The 17,055-nt window shown below is 42.0% G+C and carries 16 protein-coding genes and 1 pseudogene; 9 read left to right on the plus strand and 8 right to left on the minus strand.

Annotation, left to right across the window (positions count from 1 at the left end; genetic code table 11):
* Positions 1-6 precede the first annotated feature (6 nt).
* From FM107_RS01510 to FM107_RS01520, 3 genes are all read right to left on the minus strand, one after another.
* Positions 7-1,581, minus strand: coding sequence for a RagB/SusD family nutrient uptake outer membrane protein (locus FM107_RS01510; RefSeq protein ID WP_218778893.1), 1,575 nt, complete (start codon positions 1,579-1,581; stop codon positions 7-9).
* Between the two features lie 2 nt (positions 1,582-1,583).
* Positions 1,584-4,880 (minus strand): TonB-dependent receptor, encoded by a 3,297-nt coding sequence (locus FM107_RS01515; protein ID WP_256959280.1) that lies wholly within the window; start codon positions 4,878-4,880, stop codon positions 1,584-1,586.
* A gap of 147 nt (positions 4,881-5,027) precedes the next feature.
* A complete protein-coding gene (locus tag FM107_RS01520; RefSeq protein ID WP_086946752.1) occupies positions 5,028-6,038 on the minus strand; it encodes a FecR family protein in 1,011 nt (336 codons plus the stop codon).
* A gap of 215 nt (positions 6,039-6,253) precedes the next feature.
* Between FM107_RS01520 and FM107_RS01525 the strand changes: the two genes are divergently transcribed.
* On the plus strand, positions 6,254-7,066 hold the full coding sequence (locus FM107_RS01525) for an IS4 family transposase (RefSeq protein WP_179204370.1): 813 nt from the start codon (positions 6,254-6,256) through the stop codon (positions 7,064-7,066).
* A gap of 263 nt (positions 7,067-7,329) precedes the next feature.
* Here FM107_RS01525 and FM107_RS01530 read toward each other — a convergent pair whose 3' ends face one another.
* Together FM107_RS01530 and FM107_RS01535 are read right to left on the minus strand one after the other, a co-directional pair.
* Complete coding sequence (locus FM107_RS01530) at positions 7,330-7,779, minus strand: GNAT family N-acetyltransferase (protein ID WP_086946754.1); 450 nt, start codon at positions 7,777-7,779, stop codon at positions 7,330-7,332.
* Between the two features lie 510 nt (positions 7,780-8,289).
* Positions 8,290-8,844 (minus strand): dihydrofolate reductase family protein, encoded by a 555-nt coding sequence (locus tag FM107_RS01535; RefSeq protein ID WP_086946755.1) that lies wholly within the window; start codon positions 8,842-8,844, stop codon positions 8,290-8,292.
* Positions 8,845-9,060: 216 nt separating this feature from the next.
* Here FM107_RS01535 and FM107_RS19285 point away from each other — a divergent pair, with 216 nt between their 5' ends.
* From FM107_RS19285 to FM107_RS19290, 4 genes and pseudogenes are all read left to right on the plus strand, one after another.
* Positions 9,061-9,261: a hypothetical protein gene (locus tag FM107_RS19285; protein WP_143559397.1), complete on the plus strand. Its 201-nt coding sequence runs from the start codon at positions 9,061-9,063 to the stop codon at positions 9,259-9,261.
* Positions 9,262-9,594: 333 nt separating this feature from the next.
* Positions 9,595-9,768 carry an AbiEi antitoxin N-terminal domain-containing protein gene (locus FM107_RS19850; RefSeq protein ID WP_256959281.1) on the plus strand — a complete coding sequence of 58 codons (174 nt, stop codon included), beginning with the start codon at positions 9,595-9,597 and terminating at the stop codon, positions 9,766-9,768.
* A gap of 4 nt (positions 9,769-9,772) precedes the next feature.
* Positions 9,773-10,375, plus strand: a complete 603-nt coding sequence (locus FM107_RS01540; protein WP_256959282.1) for a type IV toxin-antitoxin system AbiEi family antitoxin — start codon at positions 9,773-9,775, stop codon at positions 10,373-10,375.
* A pseudogene (locus tag FM107_RS19290) lies at positions 10,359-10,487 on the plus strand (nucleotidyl transferase AbiEii/AbiGii toxin family protein); the annotation flags it as partial. The gene FM107_RS01540 and the pseudogene FM107_RS19290, both read left to right, overlap by 17 nt.
* A 239-nt stretch (positions 10,488-10,726) precedes the next feature.
* On the opposite strand, the gene FM107_RS01545 reads toward FM107_RS19290, so the two are convergent.
* Positions 10,727-11,299, minus strand: a complete 573-nt coding sequence (locus tag FM107_RS01545; RefSeq protein ID WP_086946756.1) for an RNA polymerase sigma factor — start codon at positions 11,297-11,299, stop codon at positions 10,727-10,729.
* Positions 11,300-11,899: 600 nt separating this feature from the next.
* On the opposite strand from FM107_RS01545, the gene FM107_RS01550 reads away from it, so the two are divergent.
* The 3 genes from FM107_RS01550 (at position 11,900) to FM107_RS19455 (ending at position 14,003) form a co-directional block, all read left to right on the plus strand.
* Positions 11,900-12,421 (plus strand): ferritin-like domain-containing protein, encoded by a 522-nt coding sequence (locus FM107_RS01550; RefSeq protein WP_086946757.1) that lies wholly within the window; start codon positions 11,900-11,902, stop codon positions 12,419-12,421.
* Between the two features lie 193 nt (positions 12,422-12,614).
* Positions 12,615-13,589, plus strand: a complete 975-nt coding sequence (locus FM107_RS01555) for a D-glycerate dehydrogenase (protein WP_086946758.1) — start codon at positions 12,615-12,617, stop codon at positions 13,587-13,589.
* Positions 13,590-13,796: 207 nt separating this feature from the next.
* The gene (locus FM107_RS19455; protein WP_218778894.1) at positions 13,797-14,003 is read left to right on the plus strand and encodes a hypothetical protein; all 207 of its coding nucleotides are present in this window, start codon (positions 13,797-13,799) and stop codon (positions 14,001-14,003) included.
* Positions 14,004-14,408: 405 nt separating this feature from the next.
* Here FM107_RS19455 and FM107_RS01565 read toward each other — a convergent pair whose 3' ends face one another.
* A complete protein-coding gene (locus FM107_RS01565; RefSeq protein WP_086946760.1) occupies positions 14,409-15,227 on the minus strand; it encodes a phytanoyl-CoA dioxygenase family protein in 819 nt (272 codons plus the stop codon).
* 109 nt (positions 15,228-15,336) lie between these two features.
* Between FM107_RS01565 and FM107_RS01570 the strand changes: the two genes are divergently transcribed.
* Positions 15,337-16,260, plus strand: a complete 924-nt coding sequence (locus tag FM107_RS01570) for an AraC family transcriptional regulator (protein ID WP_086946761.1) — start codon at positions 15,337-15,339, stop codon at positions 16,258-16,260.
* Here FM107_RS01570 and FM107_RS01575 read toward each other — a convergent pair.
* Positions 16,208-17,029, minus strand: a complete 822-nt coding sequence (locus FM107_RS01575) for a hypothetical protein (RefSeq protein WP_086946762.1) — start codon at positions 17,027-17,029, stop codon at positions 16,208-16,210. The two genes, FM107_RS01570 and FM107_RS01575, sit on opposite strands and share 53 nt — an antisense overlap.
* Positions 17,030-17,055 lie beyond the last annotated feature (26 nt).

Raw genomic sequence — 17,055 nt, forward strand, 5'->3', positions numbered from 1 at the left:
GTTCGCTTAATACCCCGCATTTTGATCCAACAATGTGTTAACGCCAATCTCTGCAAACGGAATAGGAAAAAGTAATTTATCCTCGTTCACTTTATACGATTCGGCCGAGAGATAGTCATGGATCTCTCTTAAGCTTTCGCCATGCTTGTTAAGAACTTCGACTGCTTGCCCACTTCTTAGTAAATCAAACCAGCGATGATTTTCAAATGCAAGCTCTACCCGGCGCTCTTTTAGTATCAATTCCTTGGCAATCTGCTTTGAACTCGCTGTTAAATCCGCTGAATTTGGTAGCGCGCGGCGACGAACACGATTGAGATTCTCGAGTGCTTCTCCAGTTTTTCCTTGTTCATTTTGCACCTCCGCTAAAAGAAGAAGTGCCCCAGCGTAACGGTAGACCGGCCAGTTATCATCCGTATTATTGGGACTGGTATGTGGGTTAAGATATTTTTTAATAAATGGTACACCAACTTTACCCGCAGGTGCAGTATAACCCGTCACCTTCCGCTGTGCTTCCAGCGTAAAATAACTACTTACATCATACGTTCCCTCGGCTATACCGATCGATGCTTCAAGCCGAGTATCTCCCGGCTCATATGCTTCGATCATTCCCTGTGTTGGCGTATTCCATCCCCCACCGGTATTAGATGTGTTGTTTGCCTGCACACCGAAAGTAATCAGTGCAGTATTATAAATTCTCGGCAAGAAGACATAGATGAAATTACTCTGCATACCCGATTCCAGCCCTTCCATAAACTGTACTTCGAGAATAGATTCCTTGGAGTTTTTATTCTTCGTTGAGAACACATCACCATAATTAGCCAATAATTCGTACCCCATACCGCTTAAGCTTTTCAGTAACGCTTCGGCCTTGGCATATTCCTTACGCGTGGCATACACTTCCCCTAATAGCATGGTAGCAGATCCTTTTGTTGCATATCCATCTTGCGGAAACTCCGTGGGTTGCGCAAGAACCTCTACAGCCTTGCTCGCATCTTCAATTATCTGAGCATAAACGGCATCAACTTCAGCTCTTGGTTGGAATGCACCGCTTTCGTCACTCACCTCGTGAATATATAGCGGAACTTTACCGAAATATCGGACCAATTTAAAATAATAAAATGCCCGAAGGAATCTTGCTTGCCCTTCAATACGAGCCGTCACCTCAGTAGCAAGTCCTGCCGTTTCAAGCCTATCTAGGATAACATTAGATCTCGAGATACCTTGATAAGCATTATAGTAAATCTCCGCCGAATAGTCGTTTGACGAATTATTAGTAAAGTCAGCGATATCCTGACGCATATAGATCGCTGTCCCCTGATTTCCGGGGTTATATTCATAATGGGTATTGTCAGAGCGCATCTCTGAGGTATAAAAATCTACACCAACCTTTCGAAGCGGATTGTAAGCTGCGTGCAACGCCTGCATAAAATCCGCCTCCGTTTTAAAGAACGTCGTACCTGAGACCTGGTCTGCAGGAGATAGCTCCAAAAAGTTGTCACAGCTGCTGAAAGCTAACATGCTAGAAGCAATAACACAAACAGCCAGTTTATTATATTTCTTTATTTTTTTTATGAATGTCATACCTAGTTAAGAGTTAAATTGAAGCCTATTGAATAAATACGAGGGATTGGATATGCGTTCTCATCAATTCCGATACTTGCGCCCTCTAATCCGTTTAGACTGATTTCCGGGTTCATTCCGGAGTAGGACATAATATAAGCCACGTTTTGTACCGACGCATAGGCGCGAATATTTTTAATAAAAAGACTCGTGGTTTTAAAGCGGTAGCCAAGCGTTATATTTTTAAGTGCCAAATAAGATCCATCTTCCACCCACTGCGAGTTTACGTTACGCCCCCAAGAGGTAGTACCTGAAAGTGTCCGTGGGTATTTTCCCGAGCCAGGGTTTTCCGGAGAGCGCCAACGGTCTTCAGCCTCCGCTAGTATTGCTCTTGCTCCATCCATATTAGTCAGGTATGCCCATTTCGCTGGTAGAATAAGCTTCCCTCCATACGAACCTGTCGTGGAAAAGCTGAAATCTAAATTCTTAAACTTAAACTGGTTGTGGAACCCAAACATAAAATCGGGGTTCGGATCACCGATAAACGTACGATCATTTTCGTCAATGATACCATCATCATTCATATCACGCATCTTTATCGTTCCTACGTCGATCTTATTGTATTTAGCTGCCGACTCCAAGTCTGCCTGGTCCTTAATAAGTCCTTCGTTGATGAACCCAAAGAACATACCCATTGGATAACCCTCTTGATTTCGGTAGTAATCGGAGGAGATATTATTAAAACGTCTAAAGTACCCCGGACTCACTAAATGCTCAATACGATTACGGTCAAAAGACATATTAAATTGAGCATCCCAGTGGAGCTGGCCAAACTGCTGACGAGTGCCTAAGGAAAACTCATGCCCCCAGAATTTTACCTCCCCAACATTTGAGGTGATACTGGTAAATCCCGAAGCCCTATCAATCGGGCGAGCCTGAATAAGCCCGTCAGATATCTTATTATAATAATCGTAGGTAAAGGTTAATTTATCATCAAATAAACTTAAGTCTAACCCAAGGTCCAACTGCTTGGTTTTCTCCCAAGCAAGGTGGGTATTGCCGAGCGTAGATACCGTGCTGCCCTGAACAAGTCCACCACCAATCACGTAATTATACTCGCCTATCTGTGGGATATGCGTATAGTTACCAATATTATTGTTACCGGTATGTCCATAACTCGCACGAAGTTTAAACATACTTAGGTAGCTCGAAGCAGACTGCAGGAAAGGCTCCTCACTAACCACCCATCCTAGCGATGCGGCGGGAAATGTACCATAGCGTTCTTGCTCACCAAAGCGCGATGAACCGTCCCGCCTTACCGATGCACCAAATAGGTAACGCCCCTTGTAGCTGTAGTTCAACCTAGCCAAAACAGATTGCAGCGCGTAACTTGCGGCATTGCTCGACCCACCGGTGATGTTCGCAGCGACATTTAAATACGGGATATCATCGCTGGCGAAATTCTGCCCCGACACCGTGTTTGAAGTCTGACGAAAAGCTTGTGCTGAATAGCCAACTAACGCGTCAATATGGTGATCGCCAAAGTATTTATCGTAGTTCACATTTAACTCTCCCGTGTAGCTATAGTTCTCTACTGCGCGACTCGTTCCAGATGATATATTATTGGTATTTAAAAAAGAAGGCGCAAAGTACTGCCGAGATTCTTTTCCCATATCGATCCCCGCGAGTCCATTTAATGTTAACCCATCGACAAACTCATAATTTGCAGATGCGTTGCCTAAGATTCTCGTTGTTTTGTAATCATCAACGGTAAGGTCATAACGCGCTAGCGGGTTGATGTAGTTCACCATCCCAGGGGAGCTTACAAAACGCGTGTATTCGCCATTTTTATCAAATGGATCAAACATAGGGCTGGCTTCTGATGCCTTTTGTACGATTCCCTGAATTCCGTCATCGAGTCTATTATTATGATCAAGTCTATAGCTTGGTGCTAGATTCATTCCTATCTTTAGCTTATCGCCAACCAGGTTGAAAGTTTGGTTCATACGAAGCGAGAACAACTTCGTTCCGCTATTTACAACAACACCATCCTGCTGCTGGTATCCGCCCATAACCATCGTGGATGACTTCTCTCGCGCCGAACTAATCGATATATCGTAATTTTGCTGTGGAGCAGTGCGCGTTAAAACATTAAACCAATCTGTTCCAGCACCATATTGTTCCGGGTTTTGATACTCCTCGGGTATTTCTCCTTTGAAATTCTCATATTTGATCATATCTTCAAACCGCCCCTTCATAAACCTCGCATACTGACGCGCAGTCATCATTTTGGGTACGCCACGCGATGGAATACGCTGTATCCCATAATTCGCATTAAACTCAACCTGCGTTCCCTGGCCAGCTTTCGCTTTTTTAGTCGTGATAAGAATCACACCATTTGAAGCACGGGATCCATACAAAGCCGTCGCAGAAGCGTCTTTAAGAATAGAAAAAGACTCTATTTCATTGGGGTTGATATTATTAATGCTTCCCGTTACTGGCATACCATCAACAACAAATAGAGGGGAGTTTCCAGAACTCAGCGATGCCGCCCCGCGGATACGCCACGACATTCCTCGCCCGGGTTGCCCGGAGGTTTGGTTAATCTGCACACCGGGAGCTCTGCCTTGTAATTGCTGCGCGAATTGAGTAACGGGCAAATCTTCCAATAAACTGGCATCAATCTGATTGATAGCGCCAGTCACTTCTAATCTTTTCTGCTTACCATAAGATACGGTGATCTCCTCTAAAAGTCCCGAACTTGCTAGCGCTGCATCGGCGTTGGCTTGCCCCCCATCAGCAAGCTCTACATTTATATTTTTACTATGATAACCCACGTAACTGATTAGGAGTACTTTCGTTCCTGGAGTTGTTGTTAGCATATACGCGCCATCGACATCCGTCTGCGCGGAGGTTTGCGTGCCGACAACGTTAACACTAGCGCCAACAAGCGGTTCTCCATCTTGGCCATAGATTTTTCCTGAAATCGTCCCTGGTCGCTGCTGCCGCTCCAAATACAGCGCATTTCCATCAATCTTGTAGTCTAACTTTAGAGATCCTTGAAGCAAAGTAAGTAGCTGTTCTCCGCTCAGTTGTGCCTCAGCGAGTTGTACCATGCGACCCGTTAAGATGTCTTTTGGATTATACATAAAGTTAAGAGAAGACTGTTCTTGCACCTGCTGTAATAGCGATTCCAGTGTAAGAACTTTAGAAGATAACCTTACGTCCAGCTCATTCAAGTTTTGCGCTTTAGACTTATTAGCGTATAATGTGCCTACCATAACATAGACAAAGCAACTTATCGCAAATGAAATTTTCATAACGTGAAGTGTATGATGATACGGTTTCGAATTTTTTAACATATATTGTATTCGTTTTTTAAGTAAGTGTGAGAATTTATTGAGAAAACAATCTGCCGGGGCTTTACCACGAGCTCCGGTTTTGATTATCGTAATTAATAGTCGGTGTTATTCGATAAAGACCTCCTTCCCTTCCACTCGATAGTTAAACTCATTTATCTTTTGCAGACCGTTGAGCACACCCTTCAGCGTTGGCCTTTCGAATGTCGCCGTGAAATATTCCGGAGATGTTTTCATATCAACCATGTGAATATCAACCCCATACCAAATCTCTAGTTTAGATATTATCTGTTCCCAATTTTCGTCGGAAAACCGTAAAATATTGTCCTTCCATGCACTGATAGCGTCCGTCCTCGCATTACGAACATTCGATTCGTTGCTTTTCATGTTAAATACAAGCTCGTGTCCCTTGTCGATAATTTGTAGTCCTGTTGAATCTCCCGAAGGCGTGAAGCCTACGCTACCGGTGTTAACAGAAAGATGATAGAGGCTATCCTTACCAATAAGTTGAATATTAAATGAAGTCCCTAGTACCTTGTTGTCTCCCTGGGCTGTTTGAACAGTAAAGGGCTTATCCCGATTTGGTGTCACAACAAAAAAAGCCTCGCCTTTTTCCAGACGTACAAGCCGTTGTTTGCCATTACCATATGGTTCTTGGTAACGGAGCACGGTATTTCCATGCAAATATATTTCGGTGCTATCCGGCAGTATCGCCTTTTTTCGTTCACCGACTGCTGTCTCAATGGTTCGAAAATCACTCGCCTGCCTCTTTTGGTTTGCTAACTGCTGGGAATTTAAAGTTGGATCCTTAACATATTGCCACAACCCAAAACTTGCTATGAGCAAAACAGATGCAGCGGCGAGATACGCGCCCCAGCGGGGCAAGTGTACCTTAGCGACGGCCAAGTTTTGATCATCATTACCCATATCCTGCTGTAACTTATTGAGAATTTCTTTCTCAGCGGTGTCATAATCTTCCTCAGATAATTTCGAATTTTTATCCTTTTCTTCCAACCAGTGATCGATCATCTCATTTATACGATGATTACCAGTACCGGTTAGATAATCATCAAGTAACTTGCTCAACGGCTTTTTACGTTCGGGGTTCTCCTTGTCCATATAATAGTACGAGGAGAAAAACGACAAAGCGTACTAGATCAGATCGATTAACAAATTGTTACGTTATTGTTTAAAAAATATAACCGCTTAATTATCAGACAATTATTTCATAATATATTTTGTTAAAATACTGGTATTCAACATATTAAGGTGTTATTTCTCACGTAATATCCTTAAACACGAATACCAGTCAGTGCAATAGATATACGGAATTATTGTCCGTATTTACAGCTCATTTAAGCAATGATCTCAACCTTGCCAGGATCCGTCTCATCTGCCTTTTTATAACTGCCTTATGCAAAGTTAAGTCGGTAAACTATTCCAAATTATCTTCACGATTCGATTCTCCGTCCGCTGCCAGCAGTTGTTTCAGGCGTATCCAACGTTTTATGGCACAAGCCGATCTGCCGATGCGTCTTATCAGTACACTTATATTCAATATTTTACAAAACGACAGCCCTGTTGTGCTGGTCATGGACAGGACAAACTGGAAATTTGGACAGCAAAATATCAATATACGTATGTTGGGTATCAGTTATAAGTCTGCTGCTATTCCGATCATGTTTAAGATGCTGGACAAGCGAGGTAACTCGAATTCGCAGGAACGAATTACATTGGTTCAGAATTTCATCGATTGGTTTGGACAGGATTGCATCGACTGTATATTGGCTGACCGAGAATTTATCGGAGAGAAATGGTTAGGCTTTCTAAATGAACATAGCATCCGGAATCCTATCAGGATCCGGAATAACTTTAAGGTGTTCTTGCCCAGAAAACAAAAAGAAATAACGGTATGGCACTTATTTAACAACCTTAAGAGCAAGGAATTCAGACATTACCAGCACATTGTAGAAATGCACGGTCAATTATGTTACTTATCGGCTACTAAAACTGTGATCGATGGGAAAATTGAATTTTTAATACTGGTATCGTTCAATAAATCACAGCAGGCACTGGAATATTATAGGCGAGGCTGGAATATCGAAACTTTGTTTCGATTCATGAAGTCTAGTGTGGATTTAATATAGAAGACACCCATGTTACGAACTTGGACCGCCTTGAAAAGCTATTTATGCTTACGATGATAGCATGCCCGTGGTGCTACCAAGTTGGTGATTACATCCATACCCAGGTGCGACCCATTAAAATAAAGAAGCATGGAAGAAAAGCCGTCTCAATTATCAAATACGGGCTCGATTATATCGTAGAATGTTTATTCTATGGAATCAACAAGCTAAATATCAACTTAATACAATTTTTTGTCATGTATTTAGAAAAGTAACTAATAATTTTATAATACTTTTTCAAAACAGACGCTACTATCAACATCCGCGTACTGCCCGTAATTCGGTATAATTTCAAAGTTATTTTTCTTATAAAGGCTGATCGCCTCAACCATTTTGTCTCCCGTTTCCAATATACATTTCGTATATCCTAGTTCTTTCGCCCACTGTTGTAATTCTGTTAAAATACTGCCAGCAATTCCTTTTCCTCGTTTATTCACCGGCACAAACATTCTTTTTATTTCCATTATCGTATGCCCATATTCCTTCATCGCGGCACACCCCACAACTTCGTTACCTTCATAAGCTAGAACGACATTTCGGATACGGTCAATTTTATTGTATTGGACAAAAAAGTCATTAGCATCTCCATTTTTAATGGCGAGATCTTTGTCAAGCTCGACTACTAATTTTTGAAAGTCTGAATTGTCTGAATTTGTTCGTTCTATAAACTGCATTTTTTCTATTTCGCTACGTTTTCAGATTTTTTCGCACTTATGATATCAAGCTGGGCTATATTTAGCGCCATCGGGTAGCTAATCACAGCTCGTGCCACTCATGCATTGTAAGTTGGAACATAAAATCTTCTTATAAAGGTAAAAAACGGATAGATGAAACGCAATAATCTCGTTGGCTTTTGTCGCTATTTTGGTGTTGAAAACAACGTTGCTAATTCCTTTTTTTAAGAATCTCCCTTTAGATCTTTAGCGATGACAACACCCTCGGGGTCAGTTAAAAAGTCAGCAGGAATAGAAGTTATACCATATTTTAGATACACCTCACCTCATAAACGGCTAAATTTTTATCTTGCAGAATACTTTTCTACCAATAGCGACGGAATATAATCGAAAGGCAGCCGGAAAATTTAGGTATTGTGAAAGTGTCGTGCTCTGAAATAGCTTAACATGCTTTAATGTCAAACTATTTCAGAGTAAGACAAATTTATAATGGAGTTAGCTCGTCAAGAATCAGCCGGATTTCACATAATGGAGAGCTATAGATCCAGATTTAAATTTTATGGTATCGACCAGTTTGAGATTAAGTTTTTCATGCAGGCTTCCAGTATCCAGCAAATGCCTGCCATTGCCTACAATAACAGGATGGATAACAAGAAAAAACTCATCGATAAGGCCGACGGCAATCATTTCGGGGAGCAGGCTGATGCTGTCCATCAGAATGGTTTTGCCGGCTTGTTGCTTCAACTTCAGAAGTTCTCCCGTAGGATCGCTACGGACGATACGAACGTTTTCGTCGACAACGTCCAACGATCGGGAAATGACAACGCTATCAATAACGCTAAGCTTTTCAGCAAATCGATTTTCTGCAGAGCTGCCAGATTGATCCCTAGCAACTTCGCGCCAGTATGGAAATATAAGCTGGTACATGATGCGACCGAAGAAAAGCAGGTCAACATCGTCCATCATGGCGGTAAAGTAATCTAAAACCGCTTCATCAGGACTGAAAGCAGTGTGGTCACAGTAACCGTCAAGGCTCATGTTGATACAAAATCTTACTGTTCTCATCGTATACGCATAGCTGTTATCAGTGCAATAGTACGAGAATCGCTTTTAATCGCGCTTCGCCTAAGACAAGAAAAGTATTACATATTCCGGATACCTGCCTTTTGCGGCAGTCTTGAATATATCGACAACTGGAACTCGATCCATCAACAGCAGGCATTGCCATATTCTGTAAGCGCAATAACGTCAAGCACCATTATATTGTGCCCGCTTGAAAAGATGGTGAAGATATTCCGCAACGAGCCAGATCTACTTCAATTATGTGTGGACCTTTCTCAAGAAATGATCAGAAAAGAAACAGGAGCATTACGAGATACTCACCCTTCGGTCTCCAGAAGAACGATATCTCCACTTGTTGGACTCCAAAAAGAATTGGTTACAGGAAATTATAGACCAATCTTGCCAAATTTCTGCATGTGACTAGAGAGGCGTTAAGCCGGGCGAGAAATCAGGTCTCCTTAAAGTGATATTGTCTCCTGTATGCATACACCGGAACTGTGAGGTCAGCATGCCCGGAATATGCATTTCCAAAATAGCAATCGTTACTGAGGCTATCCCAGTATTCTTCCATAAAGTTCTGAGATATTTCTTCTAGATGGCTATTTAAACGAGTTAGGTTACTTGACTAATGGGGCAATGGATTAAATTCAGGTCTCTTGATAGTTTAATTATTTAGGTATAAATAATACGGATATTCATACATTTTTAAACATTGCAGATTTAGTAGTTTAAAAAAATCTGTTTTTTTGTATTATGAATACCGAAAATCAGACAAAAATAAACCTTTTGCTCCAATCCCAGCCACAGGGGGTGGTCTTTACCAGCTCATGGATGGTAAAGAACGGATACAGCCTGGATTTACAGAAACAATACAAAAAGAGCAATTGGTTTAAGTCTATCGGCACCGGAGCGATGGAGGACTGGTGATCGTTTGACGATAGAAGGCGCGGTTTATTCTCTGCAAAAACAGCTCGGACTGCGTGTACATATCGGAGGCAAATCTGCTCTTGGTATTCATGGGAAAGCTCATTACCTTGGTATGCATCAGCAAAAGATGGCTTTGTTCAGTCCACTAAGAGAAGCTTTACCAAAGTGGTTTGTAAATTACGACGGTTGGATTGACAAATTTACCTTCATTCAGACGGACTTTTTACCTGCGGATATAGGTATCGTAGAGGTCAACCAGAACGAGCTTATAACCAAAGCTTCCTCTCCCGCAAGATCAATAATGGAATGCCTTTATCTCACAACGAAGGGACAGTCTCTTATCGAATGTTATGAACTCATGGAAGGATTGAACAATCTACGCCCTCAAAATGTACAGGAATTACTAGGTAAATGTAATTCTGTGAGAGTGGAGCGTCTATTTCTATACATGGCTGATAAAGCTAATCACAGTTGGTTCAAGTACCTGCAACTAGACAAAATAGATATGGTCAAAGGAAAAAGAAGTATAGCGAAGAATGGAGTGTTCAATGCAAAATATCTAATAACAGTACCCAAGGAACTAGAGAAAGATGAACAAGGAATATAAGGAACAAGTTAGGCTACTATTGGATGTATTGCCATTTGTAGCCGAAGAACCGCAATTGGCACTACATGGTGGCACGGCTATCAACCTATTTGTCCGAAATATGCCGAGATTGAGATCATTGCTTAAATGAGCTGTAAATACGGTCAATGATTCCGTATATTTATCGCACTGACTGATATCCGTGTTTAAGGACATTTCGTGAGAAATAATACCGTAATACACTAAACATCAATCTTTTAACCAAATTTATTGTGAAATAATCACCTGATAATTAAGCGGTTATATTTTTTGTCATGTACTAAAAAACTAGTATTATGGGAGGGAAGTACCACGAGTATAATTGGCGGCCCACTAGCCTAACATGCTGATTATATACAAAGCTAGACTAGCTTCGATGACCGGACGAATTTTTTTCTTTGCCGTCACTAACTGATTTTTAACCGTTTGCTCGGCGATACCAAGTTCACGTGCTATCTCCGAAATAGAATGATCGAATTTGTGAAAGCGTATATATATATCGCGCTGTTTGACGGGGAGCTTCCTGATTTCAGCCTCCCACTGCTCCTTAAGTTCTTTGACTAAAAGATCATCTTCCAACGATGTTGAGAGTTCCTCGAGCGCGTATTTGTATAGGTCCTGCTTTTCAAGTACCAACATGGCCGAACGCATGCGATATATAACTTCATGCTTTGTCATTTTGTATAGATAAGCACCTATACTCGTATGAATTTCTAGAGACTCCCTTTTGTTCCACACTTTAGCATATACCTCTTGGACAATATCTTTCGCTTCCTGTTCGTCCTTTGTTTTGGAAATAGCGAGATCAAAAAGTGGGCGCCACGTATGATGATAAAGTAAATCAAACGATTTATGATCGCCGCTTTTAACATTTACAAAAAGTTGGAAAAGCTCTTTACTATCCATTGCACGATAAACATTATTTCCTCAAAGGTATCATTCGGATATCAAGATAAGATTATCAATGGGTTAAGTGGATGTTAAGTGGAATAACATTTCGTATTGGTGGGTCAGCTTAGATTCTACTGCTGAATCAAATAGTTATTTCCAATTCGAAGACAACATGGCACACCAACAAATACAGCAACCGATTCAGTGCCAAAACTATAACATCCCAAAGATCAATAAAAACCTCTAAGCACGAGCCTTACATTGAACAAAACATGCTAAACAAGGATCTTATTTATTCAACATGCTGTTGAAAATTTATTATCATATTTGATGTACCCCTTTTTAAAAAAGCACCTTACAGACCTTTATTATTAATGATTTTCTTTCCATCAACCCATCATCTTTATTTAAAAGAAACTCATCATTTTACCAATGAGTCAATTAGACGAAAACACGCCTACTATCCCTGCGGCAATGTATACATCCGCCGCTCGCTTGGTCATCATAGTTATACGCAGCCTACGGCAGTATCTTTAGCAATAATCGCTGATAAACAATTTGCGCTTTGGCTTGTTTAGTAGCTACAAAAGATCTAGAAATTTTAAAAATAACACTATGGCTACTACAAAGAAAACAGCGCCTAAAAAGGATGCTGCAAAGAATCTCGGCGAACTATTTGAAGACAGCTTAAAGGACGCTCTATGGGCAGAAAATGCACTCACAAAAGCGTTACCAAAAATGGCTAAAAATGCCACGTCGAAAAAACTAAAAAACGCACTCAACGACCACTTAGCGGAAACTAAAAATCACGCTAAAATATTAAACAAGGTATTCAAGGCTATAGGCAAAAAAGCAGATACCGAGAAATGTGATGCTATGGCTGGTATCGTACTAGAAGGAGAAGGCATCGTGAAAGAAACCAAGCCTGGCGCAGTACGTGATGCTGGTATTATAGCGGCCTGCCAAAAAGCGGAGCATTATGAAATTGCTTCCTACGGCACGATGATTTCATTCGCCAAACTACTTAAACACACGGAAGCGAAAGACCTACTCAAAAGCATACTCAAAGATGAAAAAAATGCCGACAAACTCCTCTCTAAGCTTGCCATGTCAGAAATAAACCTCAAGGCAAAGTAGGAGCGCCGAGTTGGCGAAAGGTTTCATTCACCGCAGCGCTCGGAGAAAAAGGGTCAAGTTCTTTCGTCATATCCTTTCATCTGAGTCGCGTACGCATAAACAACGGGCAACTGCAGTTGGGGAGTACCCGCCACTTTTAATTCTGCTACAAAGAGGATCAACTGCACTTTATCAAACACCATAAAGAATTTTAATGAACGTCTTTTTAAACAAGCCCCTGCCGCCAGCAGCGCGCCAATTACTTCAAGATCCCGCAGTAAATTTAACGCTCGCCCATACGACCGAACTCTCGCGAGCGGAATGGATAGCGTACTGCCAGAAGGCAGAGGTAGTAATGAGCGTCGGAAAAAACAAGTTCGATAAAGACTTCTTCGAGCAGTGTCCGAATGTGAAAGCAATTTGTCTTTTCTCTGTGGGATACGATCAAGTGGATATCAAAGAGGCAACCAAGCGAAAAGTAGTGGTATCCAACACGCCAGACGTGCTAACAAATGCGACATCAGACACCGCGTTTCTACTGATGATGATGGTTTCCAGGCTGACAGGCTACAACTTAGAGAAGGTAAAGTCTACAGCCCCCAAGCCGCCATATGATCCTATGGCGAATTTAGGACAGGAGCTCTACGGCAAAACGCTAGGCATATTCGGTCTTGGTCGGATCGGCATGGAGATGGCAAAAAAATGTATCGCGATGTTCGGTATGAACGTAATATACCACAACCGTCATAGCAATCCGCAGGCGGAACACGATTTAAATGCCACATATGTCCCTATGGATGATCTACTCAAAAAATCCGACGTTCTCAGCTTACACGCTAACTACACCCCAGAAAACCATCAACTGTTCGATAATTCTCTGTTTGCAAAAATGAAAACCAGCGCAATTTTTATCAATACCGCCAGAGGTGGATTTGTGAACGAAGCGGATCTATACCAAGCTATCCAAAGCGGTATCATTTGGGGTGCCGGTCTGGATGTAACTGACCCCGAACCGATGAGTCCGTCGTCCGAACTGCTTTCGCTTCCCACGGTGTGCGTCCTTCCACACATCGGTTCTACCACAGTAGAAGCGCGCACAGCGATGGCCGAACTTGTAGCTAACAACGTTTTAGATTTCACGCGTGGCAACAAACTCAGAACAGCTGTTAATCAGGAAGTTTATGAATGATAAATTTCATCAATCTAACTGCATCTTGACAAACTATATCAAATTATTTTCGTAACTTTAATCGTTAGGCCCACAGTATATTAAACCCCTTGAACAGGCCAATCTCAATTTAGGAAGTTCCTCGCCGTCGACAAAACTTTGCAGATCGCACATAGTAAACTTCCTTTCCTCCTACAAAAAAACTATGCTATCAAAATCGGCCGTTGAATGTGTCTGACACTTGTAGAACCCATCCGTCAACACCAGGCTCCCATCAGTACAAATAATTACATCATGAGCAAGAACGAAAAATCGAATAAGAACGAGAAAAAGGAAAAAAGTACGAAACCAAAAACACACTCTTCTTATCAGCAGTCTAAAGATACCGTTTCAAAAGACGCCGTTGAACATCTAATCAACAAGAAAAAGAAATAATCAGAGTAAATTCGTGTAAAAAATTAAAACGTTAAATAAGGGTGCTCAGATATAATATACTGTAGCACCCTTATCGTATTACCTCCCGCTGCTCGGCAAATCCGAATTTATGCATTCAACCCCGCTTTGGCACACCTGTGCACATGAGCCCTCGTGCCGCGTTTTTACAGTCCTACTTTAGAAAACTTTTCTACACGATACACATGAAACTAAAGGTTGATGATATCGACATAGGTAAGCCCAGCGTAACAGCAGAATACAAAGTGCTGAAGGACAAAGTCACCGTTTACCACATTATTTTCTTGGCGGCAAAAATTAGGACCCAGATTATTTTTCAATTTGAAAATTGACGCACATCAGCGCCACAAGGATACATCGCTTAAGAAAAAAACATGCCCCCAAAATCTATTTCACTTTATAAAGTAGCGGATTTTGGTCATCGTTATCGAGAAGGTCGCCCTCTTTCAATGTCTTTAAATACTCTTCGGGCAATATATTCGCTTGCCCGTTAAAGGAATTACCGTCCGGCATAAAAGCACAGGTCATGGCTCGACGGAAACCTGAAGTCATATTCGCATGAGCTCCATGAATCGTCAGCCCATTATGAAATGAGCAGCTGCCGGCCTTCATGACGGCGGGAACAGACTTCGCTTGTTTGAACTGTGGGTATTGATCGAATATCTCGCCCATGTTTTTTCCGATACTCGTCGTCTCGAACGTCGTCTGTTTATGTGAGCCCGGAATAAAGAACATACATCCGTTCTCTAAAGTTACGTCATCCAAGGCGATCCAGATTGATAATGCTCGGCGGTCGGAAAAGGACCAAAAAGGAGTATCTAGGTGCCACGACGTTGGGTTTGCCCAGGGCCTCTTAATTAACGCCTGGTCATGCCACACGCGAATTCCATCAGCGCCCGATAACTCCGTGGCCAACTTCCCGATTCGCGGATCTAACATCAGCTTCTTAACGCCTTCATTAGTTTGCCATAAATTCAACAGTTGATCAAATACGTTCTTAAAATAATCCGCGTCTGTATTGATTCCATCATCATCACCAATTTGGACTGCTTTGTCCGGCATCTTCTGCCCGTTTCGTTCTCTTAAGGCCTCTTCTACACGCTCGCGCCAATGGTTTAATTCCGTGCTGTCTAAAAAATCTTCAATAATAATATATCCATTTTCTCTATAAGACTCGATTTGAGATTTGCTTAATTCAGAATTCATACTTTTATATTTTGGTTACCCAAAGATATCCACCGACACCTTCACTTAAAATGGGTAAACTAATTTATGTTTGCACTTTTTGATATTTTTCGCTACTTTTAAGTAAAAAATGAACTACCATAAATATCTCCATGTAAGTGAATTGGATAAACAATGGGGATTATACATTAATACCATCGGCCACTGTAAAGTAAGCCCTCATCAGTCTTATCCTTTGACAAAAGAGCACCCAAAAACCCATTCTTTTAACTGGGACAACGGCCGCATCCTTGACGACTATTATATCGTTTTTATCTCCAAAGGCGGTGGCACATTCCAATCGGCAGCTACCCAGCCGGTGGAAGTAAATGAAGGGATATGTTTCTTCTTATACCCAGGTATATGGCACCGTTATCGGCCCAATGCAAATTCAGGATGGGAGGAATATTGGATTGGATTTAACGGCACTTACCCCGATCAATTGATGAACTCCGCCTTCTTTGAGGTGGAGCGGCCTTTTATTAACGTTGGACTAAATTTCGACATACTGGGCCTCTTCCATAACTTAATAGAGAAAGTACAACAATCATCGCCCGGCTACCGGCAGGTCATAACGGGGATTGCGCTTCAAATGTTAGGAATATTGCATGGTACCTCCATGAGCAAAGAACAAGAAGATGACCCTATCCTACAACGTATTAACAAAGCGAAGTTCCTCCTACAAGAGACCCTCGAGCACCCGATTGACATGGAAACATTAGCCGAAAAGCTGCCGATGGGCTATTCGTCTTTTAGAAAGTATTTTAAGCAAGCAACAGGTGTATCGCCCAATCAATACCATCTTGATCTTCGGTTAAAAAAAGCAGTAAACCTGCTCGCTTCCTCAACACTCAATGTATCAGAAGTAGCCGACCAAACGGGATTTGACTCGCTATATTACTTCTCGAGATTGTTTAAGAAAAAAACCGGTAAATCACCCAGCAAGTACCGCCAGGATTTGGCTAGCAGTACCGGGCATAGCGACTCTTCAGCAAATCTTTCATATAACAGTTGACCTCGAACTGGTCCACAGCAGGCTTTTGGCTAAACGGTTCGCGCTGCATATAAGGAGCCGGACCAAACTCCGTTGTGAAAGGTAAGATGGCAGTACCACGCCCGGCATTCACCTGCACAATCCTGTCCCACCAAGCAAGAAAACTATCTAGCGCATATTCCCATTCGGGAGCTCTGGGGTCTGGCACCTGTGGCCCTTGCTCATAACCAACACGCGCATGCACATGTCTGGTGCGCGTAATCGCTTCACTTAAAATATCCGAAAAATTCTCCAGTAAACTCTCTGTTACACATACCCAGTGCGAGAAATCGGCGGCGATTAGCGGCTTCGCACGAGCGGCGAAAACCATATCGATCATTTGCGGGCAGTACCCGATTCGTCCACGGTGCGTTTCATGGGTGATGGTGATACCGCTTTTTTCGGAGAACTCCTGCGCAATATCGATAAGCTGCAAGTTTTGCTCGAGTGAAAAATAATCTTTGCCCGTATGAGAGTTTATTAAAATTGGGTTCGCTTCTGCGCAAAGCCCTAAATTTTTGACAAACGAAGTTTTAAATTCGTCAAAAGTATGCCCATAAGCCTGGTGCTGATGCGCAACAAAGACCATCTCGTTCTTGTCAAGAAACTCCAGCATTTCCTTTTTCTCTTGGGCAACCTCGGGCAGCCACGTATCGATCCCGTCATAGCCGGCAAGACGCACCTTTTCTAAAAATATATCTTGCCGGACATGTTCGTGCCCCCAGCGTGGCAACAGAAACTTAATTTTCATTTTGTTAATTTATAACCGTGTTCGTG

This window comes from Sphingobacterium sp. JB170 (assembly GCF_900163865.1).
Classification (GTDB): Bacteria; Bacteroidota; Bacteroidia; order Sphingobacteriales; family Sphingobacteriaceae; genus Sphingobacterium.

Excerpts from the sequence above, each read along its gene's own strand:
- FM107_RS01510 (WP_218778893.1), bottom strand. The coding sequence starts at position 1,581 with ATGACATTCATAAAAAAAATAAAGAAATATAATAAACTGGCTGTTTGT.
- FM107_RS01515 (WP_256959280.1), bottom strand. The coding sequence starts at position 4,880 with ATGAAAATTTCATTTGCGATAAGTTGCTTTGTCTATGTTATGGTAGGC.
- FM107_RS01520 (WP_086946752.1), bottom strand. The coding sequence starts at position 6,038 with ATGGACAAGGAGAACCCCGAACGTAAAAAGCCGTTGAGCAAGTTACTT.
- FM107_RS01530 (WP_086946754.1), bottom strand. The coding sequence starts at position 7,779 with ATGCAGTTTATAGAACGAACAAATTCAGACAATTCAGACTTTCAAAAA.
- FM107_RS01535 (WP_086946755.1), bottom strand. The coding sequence starts at position 8,844 with ATGAGAACAGTAAGATTTTGTATCAACATGAGCCTTGACGGTTACTGT.
- FM107_RS19285 (WP_143559397.1), top strand. The coding sequence starts at position 9,061 with ATGGTGAAGATATTCCGCAACGAGCCAGATCTACTTCAATTATGTGTG.
- FM107_RS19850 (WP_256959281.1), top strand. The coding sequence starts at position 9,595 with ATGAATACCGAAAATCAGACAAAAATAAACCTTTTGCTCCAATCCCAG.
- FM107_RS01545 (WP_086946756.1), bottom strand. The coding sequence starts at position 11,299 with ATGGATAGTAAAGAGCTTTTCCAACTTTTTGTAAATGTTAAAAGCGGC.
- FM107_RS01550 (WP_086946757.1), top strand. The coding sequence starts at position 11,900 with ATGGCTACTACAAAGAAAACAGCGCCTAAAAAGGATGCTGCAAAGAAT.
- FM107_RS01555 (WP_086946758.1), top strand. The coding sequence starts at position 12,615 with ATGAACGTCTTTTTAAACAAGCCCCTGCCGCCAGCAGCGCGCCAATTA.
- FM107_RS19455 (WP_218778894.1), top strand. The coding sequence starts at position 13,797 with ATGTGTCTGACACTTGTAGAACCCATCCGTCAACACCAGGCTCCCATC.
- FM107_RS01565 (WP_086946760.1), bottom strand. The coding sequence starts at position 15,227 with ATGAATTCTGAATTAAGCAAATCTCAAATCGAGTCTTATAGAGAAAAT.
- FM107_RS01570 (WP_086946761.1), top strand. The coding sequence starts at position 15,337 with ATGAACTACCATAAATATCTCCATGTAAGTGAATTGGATAAACAATGG.
- FM107_RS01575 (WP_086946762.1), bottom strand. The coding sequence starts at position 17,029 with ATGAAAATTAAGTTTCTGTTGCCACGCTGGGGGCACGAACATGTCCGG.